Raw genomic sequence first — 17,042 nt, 5'->3', positions numbered from 1 at the left:
GAACAAAAACATGATACTTTTATTATCTGCATGCAGCATCGGATTTCTGATTTACGGTGCGCTGGTTGTAAGCGGCATCTACACGCCGATCAGCTCAAAGATCCTTGTGGAGGACGAAGAGCGGGCAAAATGGTGCCACACAGAGGGCGTCACAAAGATGCTCTGGGGGCTGGATCTGGCATTCTTTGTCATGTACCGATGCAGCGTATTTCCGGCAGTTTTATGGCTGGCGGCATTTCTTGTACTGACGGTGGTTATTATCATCATGGCATATAAGAATAACGGAAAATATTTGAAATAGAGGTTGTGATGATTCCTGAATTTTTTGTCTGCGGGAGAAAAGAACGACAGGCTCACATGCGTATGGAAATATAGTTTCGTTTGTGCAGCTGAAAACAGGAAAATTACGGCAGATAAGGAAGAATTTACATGATAGACAGAATAGAACTTCTGGCGGTGATCACGCTTGGTTTTCTGCTGGATCAGGTCCTCGGCGATCCGCACTGGCTGTATCACCCAGTGCGGCTGATCGGGGCATATATCAGTTTTCTGGAAAAAGGAATACGGAAGATCTTCGGAGACGGGGAACGGGCGCTGCTTGCGGGCGGCGTCGTCCTTGTCCTTTTTGCGACGGGAACGACGGCGGTCGTATCCGGCGGCATTCTTTATGCCTGTGGGCGGATCTCCCCAGGGCTTAAATTTCTGGTCTCGGTGATCCTCTGCTATCAGCTATTTGCGGTGAGATCCTTAAAAGATGAGAGCATGAAGGTCTACCGGGAATTGAAAAAAGATGATCTACCGGCAGCCCGGTACGCGGTCTCCATGATCGTGGGCCGTGATACGGAACGTCTCGACATGACGGGAGTCACGAAAGCGGCGGTGGAAACTGTAGCGGAAAATACTTCGGACGGTGTCGCAGCCCCGCTTTTTTATATGACTCTCGGCGGCCCGGTCCTCGGCTGGATATATAAGGCAGTTAACACCATGGATTCCATGGTGGGATACAAGAACGACAAGTATCTTTATCTTGGAAGGGCGGCGGCAAAGCTTGACGATCTCCTGAACTTCATACCGGCGAGACTCTGCGCCTGGGTCATGATCTTCGCCTCCTATCTGCCATCAAAAGATCATGAATTTGACGGTCCCCATGCGAAGGAGATCTTTTTAAGGGACCGTTTCAACCACGCGAGCCCAAATTCCGCTCAGACGGAATCGGTCTGCGCAGGATCACTCAGGATCCGCCTTGCGGGAGATGCCTGGTATTTCGGAAAACTTGTGAAGAAGAAATACATTGGGGATGATCTGCGGCCGGTAGAGATCGAGGATATTCCGCGGGCGAATAAGCTTCTTTACCGGACATCGTGGATCCTTATGGGACTCTGTGCGGTGGTGGAAACGGTTCTCAATTTATTGTAAAGATGGTTTAGAGGCATAAAAACAGGATATGGCAGCAGTCGTAATGCAGAGTATATACGATTATAAATTGTGTTAAAACGGCTGCAGCACTACGGAGGAATCAAATTGGCAAAAGTAATCATGATCCAGGGAACGATGTCGAATGCTGGGAAAAGCTTTCTCGCGGCGGGGCTCTGCCGGATCTTTAAACAGGACGGGCTCAAGACCGCCCCGTTCAAATCCCAGAATATGGCATTAAATTCCTATATCACAAAGGACGGTCTTGAGATGGGCCGTGCTCAGGTCATGCAGGCGGAGGCGGCGGGAATCGAACCGGAGGCGGCGATGAACCCGATCCTCCTAAAGCCCACCTCCAACATGGGTTCCCAGCTCATCGTAAACGGGGAGGTTCGTGGAAATTATCCGGCGGCGGAATATTTTAAGATGAAAAAGAGTCTGATCCCGGACATCATGGATGCCTACAATTCCCTTGCATCCCGGTACGACGTGATCGTAGTGGAAGGGGCCGGAAGTCCTGCTGAGATCAATCTCCGGGAAAATGATATCGTGAACATGGGACTCGCCGAGATGCTGGATGCGCCGGTACTTCTCGCCGGGGACATCGACCGGGGCGGCGTTTTCGCCCAGCTCTACGGGACAGCGGCCCTGCTCACAGAAGCGGAGCAAAAGCGGATCCGCGCCTTCGTGATCAATAAGTTCCGCGGGGATAAAGAGATCTTAAAACCGGGTCTTTCCATGCTCTATGAGCGGATCCGGATCCCGTTTGCGGGTGTGATCCCGTACATGGATGTGGACGTGGACGATGAGGACAGCCTCTCGGAGCGCCTGACAGAAAAACATGGAACCGGACCTCTTCTTGACCGCTCCGGCCATGCGGCTTTTGCGAAGATCTCCGTGATCCGGCTTCCGAGGATCTCGAATTTCACGGACTTTAATGCACTGGAGCGACTGCCGGGGATCGCGCTTTCTTATGTGAGCCGTCCGGAGGAACTGACCGGATCGGATCTCATCATCCTCCCAGGGACAAAGAACACCATGGGAGATCTCAAGTGGCTCCGCCAGAACGGGCTGGAAGCTGTAATCACGCGGATGGCGGGAAAAGGGATCCCGGTCATCGGCGTCTGCGGCGGGTTCCAGATGCTGGGAACGAGTCTTTCCGATCCGCATGGTGTGGAAGAAGGCGGAACGATGCGCGGCATGGAGCTCCTGCCGATCCGCACGATCTTTGCGGAGAAGAAGACGAGGACGAGAGTAAATGGAACGGCAGCCGGGTTTTCAAACGATGGAGTACCGGTAAAGATCAACGGATATGAGATTCATATGGGAGAGACGATCCGGGACGGCGGACAGCCGTTTTCGTGGATCCAGTACGAAAATGGGGAAAATATCGCAGCGATGGCGATGGATTCCGATGCGCGTTCAGGATATAAAACGGATTCGAATCCGAATGGAGCTCCGGACGGTGGGAAAGAAGACGGCTGTATCAGCGGAAACGTATTCGGAACCTATGTCCACGGAGTATTCGACACAGAAGAGATGCAGCATGCGATCCGCGATTTCCTCGCAGAGAGAAAAGGTGTTCGTCCGGAGACACATGAAAACGGGGAAACATTCTCGATGGCAAAGTATAAAGAAGAGCAGTATGACAAGATGGCTAAGATTATCCGGGAAAATCTGGATATGGATATGATCTACCGGATCCTGGAACGAAAGGATGTGAGATGATGAGTGGACTTGACTGGACCGAAGAATTAAAAAAGCGGACGGGGATCGATTTCCTGACAACCCGCCCGATGGAGATCGAAAAAAAGAGTTTTGAGATCATAAAAGGAGAGCTGGGCGAGGAATTTGTTTCCCGGTATCCGGCTGATGCACTTCCGGTTCTCTGCCGGGTGATCCACACGACGGCGGATTTTTCCTACAGGGACACCCTGACGATCACCGACGGAGCCGTCGAAAAGGCAAAGGAAGCGATCCGACGCGGACTTCCGATCATCACGGACACCACGATGGCTGCATCCGGGATCAATAAAACGGCGGCAGGAAAATTCGGGATCGAGGTGCACTGTTTTATCGGAGATGAGGATGTGAAGGCAAAAGCGAAGGAGAGCGGCATGACGAGATCGGCGGTCAGTGTCGAGAAAGCCGCAGGATGTTATCCGGAATGCATCTACGCGGTGGGCAACGCGCCGACGGCCCTGATGCGCCTTTATGAGCTGATCGAAGAGAAAAAGATCCGCCCGGCGCTCATTATCGGAGTTCCGGTGGGATTTGTCAATGTGGTGGAAGCAAAGGAGCTGGTCTTAAGGACAGATGTTCCCGCCATCGTCGCGAGAGGACGGAAAGGCGGCAGCAATATCGCGGCGGCGATCTGCAATGCCTTGATGTATGAGGCTGGTGGAAGATAAAAGGATATACGAATACAGACATTGAAAATGCCTCAGAGTAGCACAGAAAGTGCAAAGCTCTGAGGCATTTTCTATTTGTACGATAAAATTATACTTCCTGCACCGTGATCCCCGGTACAGCCATCAAGGAGTAGTTCGTGTGATACACAACGAAACCGGGAGCAGCGCCGGGAACTTTTTTCAGATTCTTTCTCTGGATATAATCAACTTCCACCTTCTCGTTTCCCCGTCCCTTGGAGTAATAGGCAGCCAGCGCTCCGGCTTCCTCAAAAACGCGGTCCGGCAGCTCCTTTCCCTCGGTCTTTACGATCACATGGGAGCCGGGGATTCCCTTCGCGTGAAACCACCAGTCGCCGCCGTTGGCAAACTTGAAGTCGAGTTCTTCGTTCTGGTAGTTGTTTTTTCCGACATAGATATGGAATCCGTCACTGGAAAGGTAGTGGAACGGGCGGCTTGTGATCTTTACCTTTTTTCCGTCGGTGTAATGGCGTTTGATATAGCCGTATTCTGTAAGCTCTTCCTTGATCTGTACCAGATCCTCCTCCAGCCTTGCGATATCCATGGAGGTACTGATGGATTCCAGATGGTCGATCTCCGCCTTTGTCTGCGCGAGCTGTTCCGTGACGGCCTCGTAGGTCCGTTTTTGTTTATTGTATTTATCGAAATACCGCTTCGCGTTCTCCTGAGCTGTCATCGTCGGATCCAGCGGGATCGTAATTTCTGTATTGTCGTAATAATTTAAACATTTTAAACTTTTTTCACCGCCGGAGAGACCATATCCGTAGGTATTCAATAGTTCTCCGTAGATCCGGTATTTTTCCCGTTTTTCAGTATCCTTGAGCTGCTTTGTCTGAAGATCCAGCTTTCTTACACTGCGCTCCAGTGCATTGGAGATGATCTTTCTAAGATCCGTGGACTTCTGGTGGATCCGTGATACCGTATTCTTTTCCGCGTAGTACCGCTCGAGGAGCTCACTGATGGAATCAAACTTCACAGTCCTGTAATTTCCGCCTTCCATCATCGTCAGAGGGACAGCGGCAAATTCGATGGGTTTTTCTCCCTCGTAGATAATATTCGGGGTGAAATTGCCCTCGCGGATATCGTCCATGATCCAGTTGAACGCGTGGAAGAGGTGGGTGAGTTCCGCGTCGGAAAATTCTTTTGCGGAGATATCACCGTCTAAGGATGCCAGATGGCAGATCTCAGCGGCAACCACGGGACTTAAGCCGGTAAGATCCATGTAGAGCGCTTTGGAAAGATTCTGCGGTGTGCTGTGCAGAAGCTCTTTAAATTCCGTTTCCGTGATCGTAAGCGGGTTCTTCTTCTCACCGGAGTGGGGGATAAAATAATCTCTTCCCGGGAGGACTTCCCGGACAGAGCTTACCTGAGCCGAGATATGTTTGATGCTGTCTAAGATCACGTTATTCTCATCGCAGAAGATGATATTGCTGTGTTTTCCCATGAGCTCGATCACGATGAACTTTCTTCTGAGGTCGCCCATCTCATCAAGATGCTCCACCTCGATCCGGACGATCCGCTCCAGCCCTGGCTGGGTGACAGAGATAATCCTGCCATTGGCGATATGCTTTCTTAAGAGCATACAGAAGTTCGGGGCCGTCATCGGGCTCGGTTTATTGTTTGCCGTAAAATAGAGAAGCGGGAGACTGGCGTTGGCTGAGACGAGCAGCCGCACGTTCTCCCGGTTTCCTTTTATCGTAAAAAGTAATTCGTCCTTTTCCGGCTGGGCGATCTTTGAGATCCTGCCGGAGACGATCTTATCGTTCAGATCGCGGACCAGATTCGCGATCACAATTCCGTCAAATGCCATTGTTGTGGTGGTTCCTTTCTGACAACAGCTCCGTCTGAAATGTCAAAAACCGTGACTGTGGAATCTGCTGTCTCTATATAGATTTTGTGTAACTGTTCAGTAGGTCTGCGCACTTGCTGCGCTGACCGTAAGAAAACATAGGCTGGAGGGCAAAAATCCCATCGGCGAAGCTGATCTGGAATGGATTTTTGCGTGTAACTATGAAGGTACTGAATAGTTACGATTTTGTACAAAATATGGAATGCCGGACAAGGAAGGAGATAAGGCCTTAACCGATTTCCGGTGGAACATTATCCGGCAAAGTTTTCCTTAAAAATCTTCTCGATCGCGGCTGTCAGTTCCGACACGGAATGTGTCCGGCTTCTGGAACACTCCCTCGCAGGGCGTTCGCAGAGCAGACAGGTCCGTCCCGGTTTTCCGATATCACTTCGGGAGATCTTTTTCCCATCCCGTCCGATGATGTCGATATCGTAAAGACGTCCAAGCTTTGACGCGTCCTCCAACGGCACCAGCAGACGCTTTACATCAAGGGCATCCGCGTCCACGCATAGGAAGGCCTCCGGACCTGTCCGATCCAGGATCAGACTGCGCTTTAAGACCGGGATACCGGAATCGGATAACGCCTGAAGGATCTCCTTCAACGCAAGTTCAAAGGTCTCCGGCACATAGGGAAGGACCTTCACAGGACCCGGAATATTCAGGGTGAAGGAGACGAGAACTCCTGAATATTCCGCGAGAAGTTTCTCCTGTACCCAGACACGCCGCTCTCTGGCATTGAGCATATCTGGCAGTTCTGCCTCCGCACCGATAAACTGTTTTAATTCTTCTTTTTCTGTATCACTCAATAAAAAATGTTCCATATAAACCTCAAATTCTGAAAATACGGAGACTCCGTGCAGGATCCGTTAAGTGTTTTTTGCCGGATTGCGGAGCGCGTGCAGGACCTCGAGAAATCCCTTCATATATTTTGTCAGATACATGTCCTTCCGGTAGCAGGCATAGAAGTGCCGCGGATTCTCTACACCGAGGATCGGATAGGAAAAGTAAGGGGATTCCGCGGAGTTGGAGGTATCCACATAGGCGTCGGGACATGCCATAACAACGGGACTCGACGCTACTACATGTTTTCCGATCTCAATGCTGATCGTCTCAAGATCGATCTTCGGCTTCATATCTCTTGTGATGAAGAGAGCGTCCTGAATCGACCGGACGGAGTGTCCGGGGCGGCTGGAGACAAAGGTCTCATCCTTTGCCTCTAAAATATCGATAGGCGTTCCGGGCCGGATCCGTTTTGCGAGTGCGCAGTCTCTGTTCACGATGAGAACGAGCTGTTCCTCCTGGATCAGGTCATAATATAGATCCGCATGCTTCGGAAACGTGGTCAGGAGTGCGATTCCGACCTCCCCCTCCAGAACACTTTTTTCCATCGTCGCGGACCCCTGCTCGTGAAGCTCGATCTCCACATGGGGGAATCGTTTTTTAAAACGCGGATATAATTCCGGTAAAAGCTCCATGCCGCGCTGAACAGAGATACCAAGACGGATCTTTCCGAATTCCTCATTGCTGAGTTCTTCCACCTGCTTTACAAGATTCGTGGAGATCGTTGTGACCTGTCTTGCTGCTTCCACATAGAGCTGTCCCGCGGGCGTCAGGGTGATCGGATCGGTAGAACGGTTAAAGATCGGAGCGCCGAGATTGCTTTCCGCCGTCTTTATGATCTGGCTCAAAGAGGGCTGGGAGACATAGAGCTTCTTTGCCGCATTCGTAAAGCTGCCTTCTTTTAAGACGGTCAGTACGTACTGCATATGTTTTTCATTCATGTGGGGCACTCCTTTCCAGAACCGGAACGATACGGGATCGTTTGCGTCCCTATATTTTAACATATCTTCCTTAAAAATTCAACGCACGGAAAAAGACACGTATCTCCCCATAAGAATTCTCCTATATTCCCCATAGACGGATATGTATTGGATTAAAAAAAATACAAGTGATATAGTAAAGCCATTGAAAGTTATAGAACTAAGGCAGGAAACAAAAGTGATTTTGTGTATCCTGCATAAAAAGAAAAACGGAAGGTCCGGCAGCGGGATATACATAGGAATGACAACAGCGGACCATGCGGCCGCCTGAAAAATGGCTGCCGACCGTGAATGATCACAGGAGGGGATTAAATGGAAATCAAGAAGACAGCCATGGCCGGCACACTGGAATCCAGCGATGCCCAGGTCACTGTTGAACCGGGCGATGGAACGATCGAGCTCACCATCGAGAGCAGCGTGATCCATCAGTACGGCAGACAGATCAGAAAAGTCACATTAGAGACGCTGGACCGTCTCGGTGTTGACAACGCGAAGGTCACGATCTTCGATAAGGGAGCTCTCGACTGTACCTTAAAGGCGAGAGTTGAGTGTGCGGTTTACCGTTCCAACGGAATCACCGAAAATCTTCCGTGGGGAGGTGTCATCAAATAATGCATCCGAATAAAAAACGCTTAAGAAGATCCATGATGTTTTTAAACTGCCAGAAACCGGGCCTCATCAAGGATCCGTATATCTATAAACCGGACTCCATCATGTTAGACCTTGAGGACGCAGTTGCCGAGAACCAGAAGGACGCAGCGAGATATTCCTTATATCATGCACTTCAGGAGATCGATTACCGCGGTGTTGAGAGAGTCGTAAGAATCAATGGTCTTGATACCCCGCACTGGAAAGAGGATATCCGTGTCTGTGTTGCCGGAGGTGCTGATACGATCCGTATCGCAAAGACCGAGACAGCACAGGATGTTAAGACTGTTGAGGAACATGTCCTTGCGGCAGAGAAAGAGTTTGGACGCCCGGAGGGAAGCACGCTCTTAATGGCAGCCTTAGAGTCCTGCAAAGGTGTTTTAAATGCCTTGGAGGTATGTCAGTCTTCTGACAGACTTATCGGAATCGCTTTATCCGGCGGAGATTACACAAAGGACCTCCAGACAACGATCACAGGAACCGGAGTGGAGCTCATGGGAGCGAGACAGCACATGATCATGGCGGCGAGAGCGGCAGGTGTCCAGTGCTGGGATACAGTGTTCACAAACCTTGACGACATGGAAGGTTTCGAGAATGAGACAAGAATGATCAAGATGATGGGCTTCGACGGAAAGTCTCTCGTAAACCCGAGACAGATCGCCATCGTCCATAAGGTCTTCACACCGTCGGAAAAAGAGATCATCTTTGCGGAGAAGGTTGTCCGCGAGATCGATGACAAGAAGGCAAAGGGAATCGGAGTCTTCACCGTTGACGGAAAGATGATCGACATCGCATTCTACGACGGAGCAAAGAGAACACTCGCCATGGCGAAAGCAGCAGGCGTTTATAAGGGGGATTTATAAGATGATCAATGCAGTTGGAAGAGAAATTCCCGAAGAGGTCTTAAAAGCAACAGGCAAGGAGCCGTTCAAGGGCGTCTATGCCTATGATAATTACGAATATACAAAGGCGGCTCCGACCGTCCGTACATTAAACGATCCGACAAGAAGCAAGCTTGTCGAGAACATCCATGATGCCCTCGTAAAATGCGGCATTAAGGACGGCATGGTCCTTTCCTTCCATCATCATTTCCGTGAGGGTGACTATGTGGTAAACATGGTCATGGAAGAGGTTCATAAGATGGGCATCAAGGACATCACGATCTGTGCAAGCTCCTTAGGAAAAGCTCACGATCCGATCGTTCCGTACATCGAGGATGGCACCATCACCGGCATCCAGTCCTCCGGTGTCCGCGGAAAGATCGGTGAGGCGATCTCCACAGGACGGTTAAAAAACCTTGCGATCATGCGCTCCCACGGCGGACGTGTCCGCGCCATCGAGTCTGGCGAAGTCCATATCGATATCGCCTTCATCGGCGCTCCAACATGTGATGAGTACGGAAACATGCGCGCAAACGGCGGAAAGAGCGACTGCGGCGTATTATCCTACGCGATGGTCGATGCCCAGTATGCAGATAAGGTTGTTGCCGTGACAGACTGTCTCGTTCCGTTCCCGAACATTCCGGCAAGCATCTCCATGGTAGATGTGGATTACGTTTGTGTCGTAGATGAGATTGGAAATCCGGCAAAGATCGCGACAGGTGCTGCAAAACCGACAACGGATGTCAGAAAGATCATGATGGCGGATTACTGCACAAAGTTTGTTATCAACACCCCATATTTTAAGGAAGGTTTCTCCTACCAGACAGGTGTCGGCGGAGCTTCCATCGCCTCCACGATCTCCCTCGGAAAGATCATGGAAGAGAGAGGCATCCATATGGGACTTGGCCTCGGCGGAATCACAACTCCGATGTGTGAGCTGTTGGCGAAAGGCCTCGTAAACAAGCTCGTTGATACCCAGGATTTCGATCAGGGTGCCATCGAGTCCATCAAGACAAATCCGAACCACTTCGAGATCTCTGCGTCCGAGTACGCGAACCCGTTCAACAAGGGCGCTTATGTCAATAAGCTGGATTTCGTGATCCTTGCGTCTCTTGAGGTTGACGTAAACTTTAACTGTAACGTCGTTGTCGGTTCCGATGGCATGATCACAGGTGCCCAGGGCGGACATCCGGATACGGCAGCGGGAGCGAAGTGTACGATCGTCATTGCTCCGCTGCTTCAGGGAAGAATCCCGGCAATCTGTACAAATGTTACGACCGTTACAACACCGGGCGAGTCTGTTGACGTGGTAATCACAGATTATGGTATTGCCATCAACCCGAGAAGACAGGATCTCATCGAGTGCATGAAGGATGTTGATCTTCCGTTCTGTACGATCGAGGAGCTTCGTGACAAGGCATATGCCATGGTCGGAACACCGGATCCGGTACAGTTTGATGACCGCATTGTCGGTGTCATCGAGGCCCGTGACGGCACCATCATTGATGTAGTCAGAAAGATTAAGGATTATGAGTTTACAACTGATGTAGAGTGACTCAGAGAGCGATCTGTCAGCTTGCTCTGACTGGAAAGCGCGGGGGAACACTTTGCAGCCTGTGGAACATCGGCCGGAAGCTTCAGATTCCGGCCGGACAAATAATAAAGTATAGGGGATCACACATATGTCAGAATTAACAGTAGGTATTTTAGGGTTTGTCTGTATCATTGCGATCGTTATAACCCTTTTTAAGAGCAAGACCATGCCAAGTATGGCATTCATCATTTTCCCATCGATCCTTGGTCTCATTCTTGTCCTTGGTGGATATTACACCATCGGTGAGATCGGAGACCTGATCAAAGGTGGATTTAAGAGCACCGGCCCGACCGCAGCCCTGTTTGTGTTCTCTGTCCTGTTCTTCGGAATCATGACAGATGCCGGTATGTTTGATGTAATCATCGACAAGCTTATGAAGTGCGTCGGTGACAATGTGATCGGTGTGACCGTCATGACAGCAGTCATTGCCCTGATCGGTCATCTTGACGGTGGCGGAGCATCCACATTCCTGATCGTTGTTCCGTCCATGCTTCCGGTCTACAAAAAGATGCACATGAGACCGACAACACTCCTTCGCGTAGCCGTTCTTGCAATGGGTGTATTAAACCTGATGCCATGGGCCGGTCCGACCATGCGTGCAGCATCCGTACTCGGTATGGAGGCAGGACAGCTCTGGAGCGGTCTGATCCCGATCCAGATCTTTGGAATCCTTCTCTGTCTGGCGCATGCGGTGTTTGCCGGTGTTCAGGAGAAAAAGAGAGGCGCCGGTCTGAACGGAAAGCTTGCAATGGAAGCAGCTTCTGAGGACGCTACAGAAGAAGTACAGCATCAGAAGGACGAGAATGAGTATGCGAGACCGAAGCTTTTCGCTTTCAATATCTGCCTGACTATCGCAGTTATCGCTATGCTTGTATGGGATCAGTTCCCAAGCTATTTCCCGTTCATGCTCGGTGTGGCGGCAGCGCTTCTTGTAAATTATACACCGATCAAGCTTCAGAAGAAGATGATCAACCGCCATGCGGGTCCGGCGCTTATGATGTGTTCCACTCTGATGGGCGCTGCAGTCCTTATGGGTGTCCTTGTATATGGCTTTAACGCAAGCGGTGCCGCTGCGATCGCAAAGCCGGGCGTAGAGATGATAAAGACCTCCGTTGTATCTAACATGGCCAGCATCATTTCCATGATCCTCCCAGCAGCACTTGGACAGCACTTACCGCTTGTGATTGGTATCCTTTCCGTTCCGCTTGCACTTTGCTTTGATACCGATTCCTATTTCTATGGAATGCTTCCGGTCATGATCGCAATCGGTGCTTCCTTCGGAGTTGAGGCATTCCCGATCGCCGTTGCAATGGTTGTTTGCCGTAACTGCGCAACCTTCATCAGCCCGATGGTACCGGCAACTCTGCTTGGTATCGGACTTGCCGATGTGGACATCAAGGATCACATCAAGTCCAGCTTCGGTTATGTATGGATCTTCTCGATCCTTTGCATGCTGTTTGCAGTACTGATCGGAATCCTTCCGTTATAAACGACAATTTTCAAACACCCCGGAGCTTCGATCGGATCTCCGGGGTGTTTTCCTGTTCATAAGGTCCCCGTTCATAAATCTTTTGATTTACAGAATCTGGTTGACTGTATTTTTTATTTGCCGTATAATAAAAGTTATCTATGGGAAAGCGAGGCATGTCTGATGATTAAGAGCATGACCGGATTCGGCCGCCACGAGATGGTGACGGACGAGTGTAAGATTTCAGTAGAGATAAAGGCGGTAAACCACCGGTATCTGGATCTGGGAATTAAGATGCCGAAGAAATTCAATTACTTCGAGGCATCCATGCGTACCCTCTTAAAGGATCATATCCAGAGGGGAAAGGTAGATATATTTGTAACCTACGAGGATTATACCGATGCGAAGGTATTCCTCAAATATAACAGATCCCTTGCGCAGGAATATATGGACAGCTTTAAAAAGATGTCCGATGATTTCGGCATCGACAACGACGTAAAAGTGTCTATGCTGGCAAGGTGTCCGGAGGTCCTCACGATGGAGGAGGTTCCGGAGGACGAAGAGCATATGTGGGAACTCTTAAAGGATGCTTTACTTAAGGCCTGCGAGGGCTTTGTGGAGTCCAGGATCCGCGAGGGAGAGAATTTAAAGAACGACCTGATCGGAAAGCTTGACCATATGCTGGAATTAGTTGATTTTATCGAGGAGCGTTCCCCAAAGGTGATCGTGGAGTACCGCCAGAAGTTAGAGGACAAGGTGAAAGAACTTCTCGCTTCCGCCTCTGTGGACGATTCCAGGATCGCGACGGAGGTTACGATCTTTGCCGATAAGATCTGTGTGGATGAGGAGACCGTCCGTTTGAGAAGCCACATCGAGGGAATGAAGAAGGAACTTTTGGCCGGCGGCAGTGTCGGAAGAAAGCTCGATTTTATCGCCCAGGAGATGAACCGGGAGGCAAATACGATCCTCTCGAAATCTACGGATCTTGAGATCTCTGACCGCGCGATCCTCTTAAAGACTGAGGTCGAAAAGGTAAGAGAGCAGATCCAGAATATTGAATGATCAGGGGGCATTTGTAATGCAGACAAAAGGAGTCCTTGTTGTAGTTTCCGGGTTCTCAGGAGCCGGAAAAGGAACCGTGATGAAGGCGCTTTTAGAAAAATATGATAACTACGCGCTTTCTGTATCGGCCACAACAAGAAGCCCGAGACCGGGTGAGGAAAACGGAAGAGAGTATTTCTTCCTCACAGAATCCCAGTTTGAGGATATGATCAGAAACGATGAGCTGATCGAGCACGCGCGCTATGTGGACCATTATTATGGAACACCCAGAAAATATGTGGAAGATAAGATGGCTGCGGGAAAAGACGTGATCCTTGAGATCGAGATTCAGGGAGCGTTGAATATCAAGAAGAAGTTCCCGGACGCCCTTCTCGTATTTATTGTTCCTCCGACCGCAAAAGACTTAAAAAAACGTCTGATCGGACGCGGAACGGAAAGTGCGGAAGTAATCGAGAAACGTCTCCGCCGTGCCGCGGAGGAGTCCGATGGAATGGATTCCTACGACTATATCGTTGTCAACGACGATGTGGACACCTGTGTGGAAGACCTTCACAGCCTGATCCGTTCCAGCCACTTTAAAGAGTCTGCGAACACAGACCTCGTGGCGAGAATGAAGCAGGAGCTGCACGATATGACAAAATAAAGAATGTATCCGAAAAATACCATGTGTAAAACCGGATACTTCAGATATTTAAGAACTTTTTAATTTCATGATCTGAAAGGGGCATATTTTATGTTACATCCGTCTTATACAGACTTAATTGAAGCCGTAAACAGCGACGTTGAGCCGGGCGAGCAGCCGGTAGTCCAGAGCCGTTATTCCATCGTTATCGCAGCATCCAAGCGTGCGAGACAGCTCATCGCAGGTGACGAGCCGTTAGTTGCAGGCGCTGCAGGAAAGAAACCGCTCTCCACCGCTGTTCAGGAGCTCTATGAGCAGAAGGTAAAGATCCTCACAGAGGATGAGGAGCCGGAGATCGAGACAGATTTCGAAGTAAAAGACAGAACTCCGGAAGAGATCAAAAAAGAAGAAGAGTACGCTGAGGAATAAACAGGTTCCCGGTTGTGGTCCGGCTTTCAGTCCGGCCATGGCCGGAAATATGAAAGAAAAGGAGGAAAACGGCTGAATCGGGCTTAAGTTTCCTCTTTTTTTCGCTGGCAGTCCGGAGTTTATGAGCCGGTCGGTTCTGGCGGCAGTTACGCACAGAAAGGAAATACGAACAGAATGAATTTACTTTTCATATCACTGGGCTGTGATAAAAACCTTGTGGATACGGAAAAAATGCTGGGAATTCTCGGAAAAGAGGGATATTCCTTTGTCGATGACGAGAATGAGGCAGATATTGTTGTTGTAAACACCTGCTGCTTTATCGGAGATGCAAAAGAGGAGAGCATCAACACGATCCTTCAGATGGCGGAATTAAAGAAAAACGGTCGTTTAAAGGCACTGATCGTCACAGGCTGTCTCGCGCAGCGCTACAAGCAGGAGATCATCGATGAGATCCCGGAGGTAGACGCGATACTCGGAACGACATCCTATGAGGCTGTAGGAGCAGCGATCAGGGAGGTTATGGATGGCGAGACACCGGAAATCTTTGAAAGCATCGATGCACCGGTGAGCACGGCTACGGAGCGCCTTATCACAACAGGTGGGCACTATGCGTTCTTAAAGATCGCGGAGGGCTGTGACAAACGCTGCACCTACTGTATTATCCCGTATCTTCGCGGAAAATATCGCAGTGTTCCGATGGAACAGCTTGTAAGAGAGGCGGAAGAACTCGCGGAGAAAGGTGTGAAAGAGCTGATCCTTGTTGCGCAGGAGACCACCCTTTACGGAAAAGACCTTTACGGTGAGAAGAAACTTCCGGAGCTTTTAAGACGTCTGGCAGCTGTGTCCGGTATCCAGTGGATCCGCCTCCAGTACTGCTACCCGGAGGAGATCACCGATGAGCTGATCGAGACGATCAAAACTGAAGAAAAAGTCTGTAACTATCTGGACATCCCGATCCAGCACGCAAGCGATGCCGTGTTAAAACGGATGGGAAGAAGAACCAACAATAAAGAGATCCGCGGGCTGATTGCGAAACTCAGAAAAGAGATTCCGGACATCGCGCTCCGCACCACTCTGATCTCCGGATTTCCGGGTGAGACGGAGGAAGACCACGAGATCCTGATGCAGTTTGTCGATGATATGGAATTTGACCGTCTCGGCGTATTCGCATATTCCCCGGAGGAAGATACCCCGGCATTCAGCTTTGAAAATCAGGTTCCGGAGGAGGTAAAGCAGGAACGCCGCGATGAGATCATGGAACTCCAGCAGGAAATTGCTTTTGAGAAGTCCGAGGCGATGAAGGGACGTACTCTGGAAGTGATGATCGAGGGCAAGGTTGCTGATGAAAATGCCTACGTTGGACGTACCTATATGGACAGTCCGAATGTAGACGGGCTTATCTTTGTAAACACCGGACTTTCCCTGATGTCCGGAGATTTCCTTAAGGTACGCGTCACAGGCGCGTCCGAATATGATCTGATTGGGGAGGCAGAGGATGAATTTACCGAATAAACTGACAATATTACGAGTGATCATGATCCCGTTTTTCGTAGCCGCGCTTCTTTATGACGGCGGCGCAAACCAGAACATGCGTTATGTGGCGGCGGCACTCTTTATCATCGCGAGCCTGACCGATATGCTGGACGGAAAGATCGCGAGAAAGTATAATCTGGTAACAAATTTTGGAAAATTTATGGATCCGTTGGCGGATAAACTGCTTGTCTGCTCCGCACTGATCTGTATGATCGAGCTTCGTCAGCTTCCGGCCTGGATGGTCATCATCATTATCAGCCGTGAGTTCATTATCAGCGGCTTCCGTCTGGTGGCATCCGACAACGGTGTTGTCATTGCAGCGAGCTACTGGGGAAAATTTAAGACCACATTCCAGATGATCGGGGTGGTTCTTCTGATCTTTAATATTCCGGCGTTGTCAACTTTGACGACGATCATTGTCTGGATCGCTCTTGCATTGACAGTAATTTCACTTGTTGACTACATTGTGAAGAACGCCGGCGTTCTTACGGAAGGAAAAATGTGATGATTCGAACAGAACAGGGTTATGCCCAGATATTTAAAATTTACGGAAAAAGCGAGACGGAAGTAAAGGAAAAGCTTCAGGACCTCTTAAAGTGCGGCGGCGCTGTCGTGATCTACACGAGACGCCGCGGAAAAGATGTCCATGTTCTCGCGGAGACACAGGCGGAGGATGAGGAGTCCGCCAAGGCGGCGTTAAAACCTGTTGCCAAGGAGATCAAAAAGGCACTGGGCGACATGTATTATTCCACGAAAGAGAATGAGACGATGGAAGAGACCGTTGTGCGCCTCCTCACAAAGTACGGACTCACGGTGACAACGGCGGAGTCCTGCACCGGCGGCATGGTGGCTGCAAAGATCATCAACGTGCCAGGTGCGTCTGACGTATTTGATCAGGGTTATATCACATATTCGAACAAATCAAAGAGAAAGATCCTCGATGTCAGCAAGGCAACTTTAAAAAAATACGGGGCAGTCAGTGAGCAGACTGCAAGGGAGATGGCACTCGGCGGTGTTCTCGCGGCTGATGCGGATGCCTGTGTTGCTGTAACGGGGCTTGCTGGTCCGGACGGTGGAACAGAGGAGAAGCCGGTGGGACTCGTATACGTTTCCTGCTGCATGAAGGACGAAGTGATTGTGGAGGAATGCCACTTCAACGGTACAAGACAGGAGATCCGGGAACATGCCGCGGTCACGGCGCTGGACCTTTTGAGAAGAATGATCATCAGATCCAGACAGTAGACCGGGTCCAGGCGGGATCTGGTCATAAATATTAAGGGATGAGCAGGTGAAT

Annotated in this window: 17 protein-coding genes; 14 read left to right on the top strand and 3 right to left on the bottom strand. The window is 50.1% G+C overall.

Annotation, left to right across the window (positions count from 1 at the left end; translation table 11 throughout):
* Positions 1-10 precede the first annotated feature (10 nt).
* The 4 genes from DWY93_RS04280 (at position 11) to DWY93_RS04265 (ending at position 3,824) form a co-directional block, all read left to right on the top strand.
* Positions 11-301: a hypothetical protein gene (locus DWY93_RS04280; RefSeq protein WP_117469656.1), complete on the top strand. Its 291-nt coding sequence runs from the start codon at positions 11-13 to the stop codon at positions 299-301.
* A 128-nt stretch (positions 302-429) separates the two neighbouring features.
* On the top strand, positions 430-1,416 hold the full coding sequence (cbiB, locus tag DWY93_RS04275; RefSeq protein ID WP_117469655.1) for an adenosylcobinamide-phosphate synthase CbiB: 987 nt from the start codon (positions 430-432) through the stop codon (positions 1,414-1,416).
* A 105-nt stretch (positions 1,417-1,521) separates the two neighbouring features.
* Positions 1,522-3,141 (top strand): cobyric acid synthase, encoded by a 1,620-nt coding sequence (locus DWY93_RS04270; RefSeq protein ID WP_117469654.1) that lies wholly within the window; start codon positions 1,522-1,524, stop codon positions 3,139-3,141.
* Positions 3,141-3,824, top strand: coding sequence for a precorrin-8X methylmutase (locus DWY93_RS04265; RefSeq protein WP_242990519.1), 684 nt, complete (start codon positions 3,141-3,143; stop codon positions 3,822-3,824). The genes DWY93_RS04270 and DWY93_RS04265 overlap by 1 nt, the downstream gene beginning before the upstream one ends.
* Before the next feature lie 88 nt (positions 3,825-3,912).
* On the opposite strand, the gene DWY93_RS04260 is transcribed toward DWY93_RS04265, so the two are convergent.
* The 3 genes from DWY93_RS04260 to DWY93_RS04250 form a co-directional block, all read right to left on the bottom strand.
* Positions 3,913-5,652, bottom strand: a complete 1,740-nt coding sequence (locus DWY93_RS04260; protein WP_117469653.1) for an NFACT RNA binding domain-containing protein — start codon at positions 5,650-5,652, stop codon at positions 3,913-3,915.
* 290 nt (positions 5,653-5,942) lie between these two features.
* Complete coding sequence (gene citX, locus DWY93_RS04255) at positions 5,943-6,512, bottom strand: citrate lyase holo-[acyl-carrier protein] synthase (RefSeq protein ID WP_117469652.1); 570 nt, start codon at positions 6,510-6,512, stop codon at positions 5,943-5,945.
* A 45-nt stretch (positions 6,513-6,557) separates the two neighbouring features.
* Complete coding sequence (locus DWY93_RS04250) at positions 6,558-7,472, bottom strand: LysR family transcriptional regulator (RefSeq protein ID WP_015554594.1); 915 nt, start codon at positions 7,470-7,472, stop codon at positions 6,558-6,560.
* 351 nt (positions 7,473-7,823) lie between these two features.
* Here DWY93_RS04250 and citD point away from each other — a divergent pair, with 351 nt between their 5' ends.
* The 10 genes from citD (at position 7,824) to DWY93_RS04200 (ending at position 16,990) form a co-directional block, all read left to right on the top strand.
* Positions 7,824-8,123, top strand: a complete 300-nt coding sequence (gene citD, locus DWY93_RS04245) for a citrate lyase acyl carrier protein (RefSeq protein WP_015554593.1) — start codon at positions 7,824-7,826, stop codon at positions 8,121-8,123.
* On the top strand, positions 8,123-9,022 hold the full coding sequence (locus tag DWY93_RS04240) for an aldolase/citrate lyase family protein (protein ID WP_021904969.1): 900 nt from the start codon (positions 8,123-8,125) through the stop codon (positions 9,020-9,022). The genes citD and DWY93_RS04240 overlap by 1 nt, the downstream gene beginning before the upstream one ends.
* A 1-nt stretch (position 9,023) precedes the next feature.
* A complete protein-coding gene (citF, locus tag DWY93_RS04235; RefSeq protein WP_117469651.1) occupies positions 9,024-10,595 on the top strand; it encodes a citrate lyase subunit alpha in 1,572 nt (523 codons plus the stop codon).
* Positions 10,596-10,722: 127 nt separating this feature from the next.
* The gene (locus DWY93_RS04230; protein ID WP_117469650.1) at positions 10,723-12,123 is read left to right on the top strand and encodes a citrate:proton symporter; all 1,401 of its coding nucleotides are present in this window, start codon (positions 10,723-10,725) and stop codon (positions 12,121-12,123) included.
* A 162-nt stretch (positions 12,124-12,285) separates the two neighbouring features.
* Positions 12,286-13,164, top strand: a complete 879-nt coding sequence (locus tag DWY93_RS04225; protein WP_117469649.1) for a YicC/YloC family endoribonuclease — start codon at positions 12,286-12,288, stop codon at positions 13,162-13,164.
* 16 nt (positions 13,165-13,180) lie between these two features.
* Entirely contained in the window at positions 13,181-13,807 is a 627-nt protein-coding gene (gene gmk, locus DWY93_RS04220; protein WP_117469648.1) for a guanylate kinase, read from the top strand.
* A gap of 90 nt (positions 13,808-13,897) precedes the next feature.
* Positions 13,898-14,215 (top strand): DNA-directed RNA polymerase subunit omega, encoded by a 318-nt coding sequence (gene rpoZ, locus DWY93_RS04215; RefSeq protein ID WP_015554588.1) that lies wholly within the window; start codon positions 13,898-13,900, stop codon positions 14,213-14,215.
* A gap of 174 nt (positions 14,216-14,389) precedes the next feature.
* Positions 14,390-15,727 (top strand): 30S ribosomal protein S12 methylthiotransferase RimO, encoded by a 1,338-nt coding sequence (gene rimO, locus DWY93_RS04210; protein ID WP_021904974.1) that lies wholly within the window; start codon positions 14,390-14,392, stop codon positions 15,725-15,727.
* Entirely contained in the window at positions 15,711-16,253 is a 543-nt protein-coding gene (pgsA, locus tag DWY93_RS04205; RefSeq protein ID WP_117469647.1) for a CDP-diacylglycerol--glycerol-3-phosphate 3-phosphatidyltransferase, read from the top strand. Before rimO ends, pgsA begins: the two co-directional genes overlap by 17 nt.
* Positions 16,253-16,990, top strand: a complete 738-nt coding sequence (locus DWY93_RS04200) for a nicotinamide-nucleotide amidohydrolase family protein (protein WP_021904975.1) — start codon at positions 16,253-16,255, stop codon at positions 16,988-16,990. Before pgsA ends, DWY93_RS04200 begins: the two co-directional genes overlap by 1 nt.
* Positions 16,991-17,042 lie beyond the last annotated feature (52 nt).

The sequence above is a fragment of the Clostridium sp. AF28-12 genome, assembly GCF_003435225.1.
Lineage (GTDB): Bacteria > Bacillota > Clostridia > Lachnospirales > Lachnospiraceae > Pilosibacter > Pilosibacter fragilis.
Note: the sequence above shows the minus strand (reverse complement) of the source record. Positions and strands in the feature narration are given on the sequence as shown.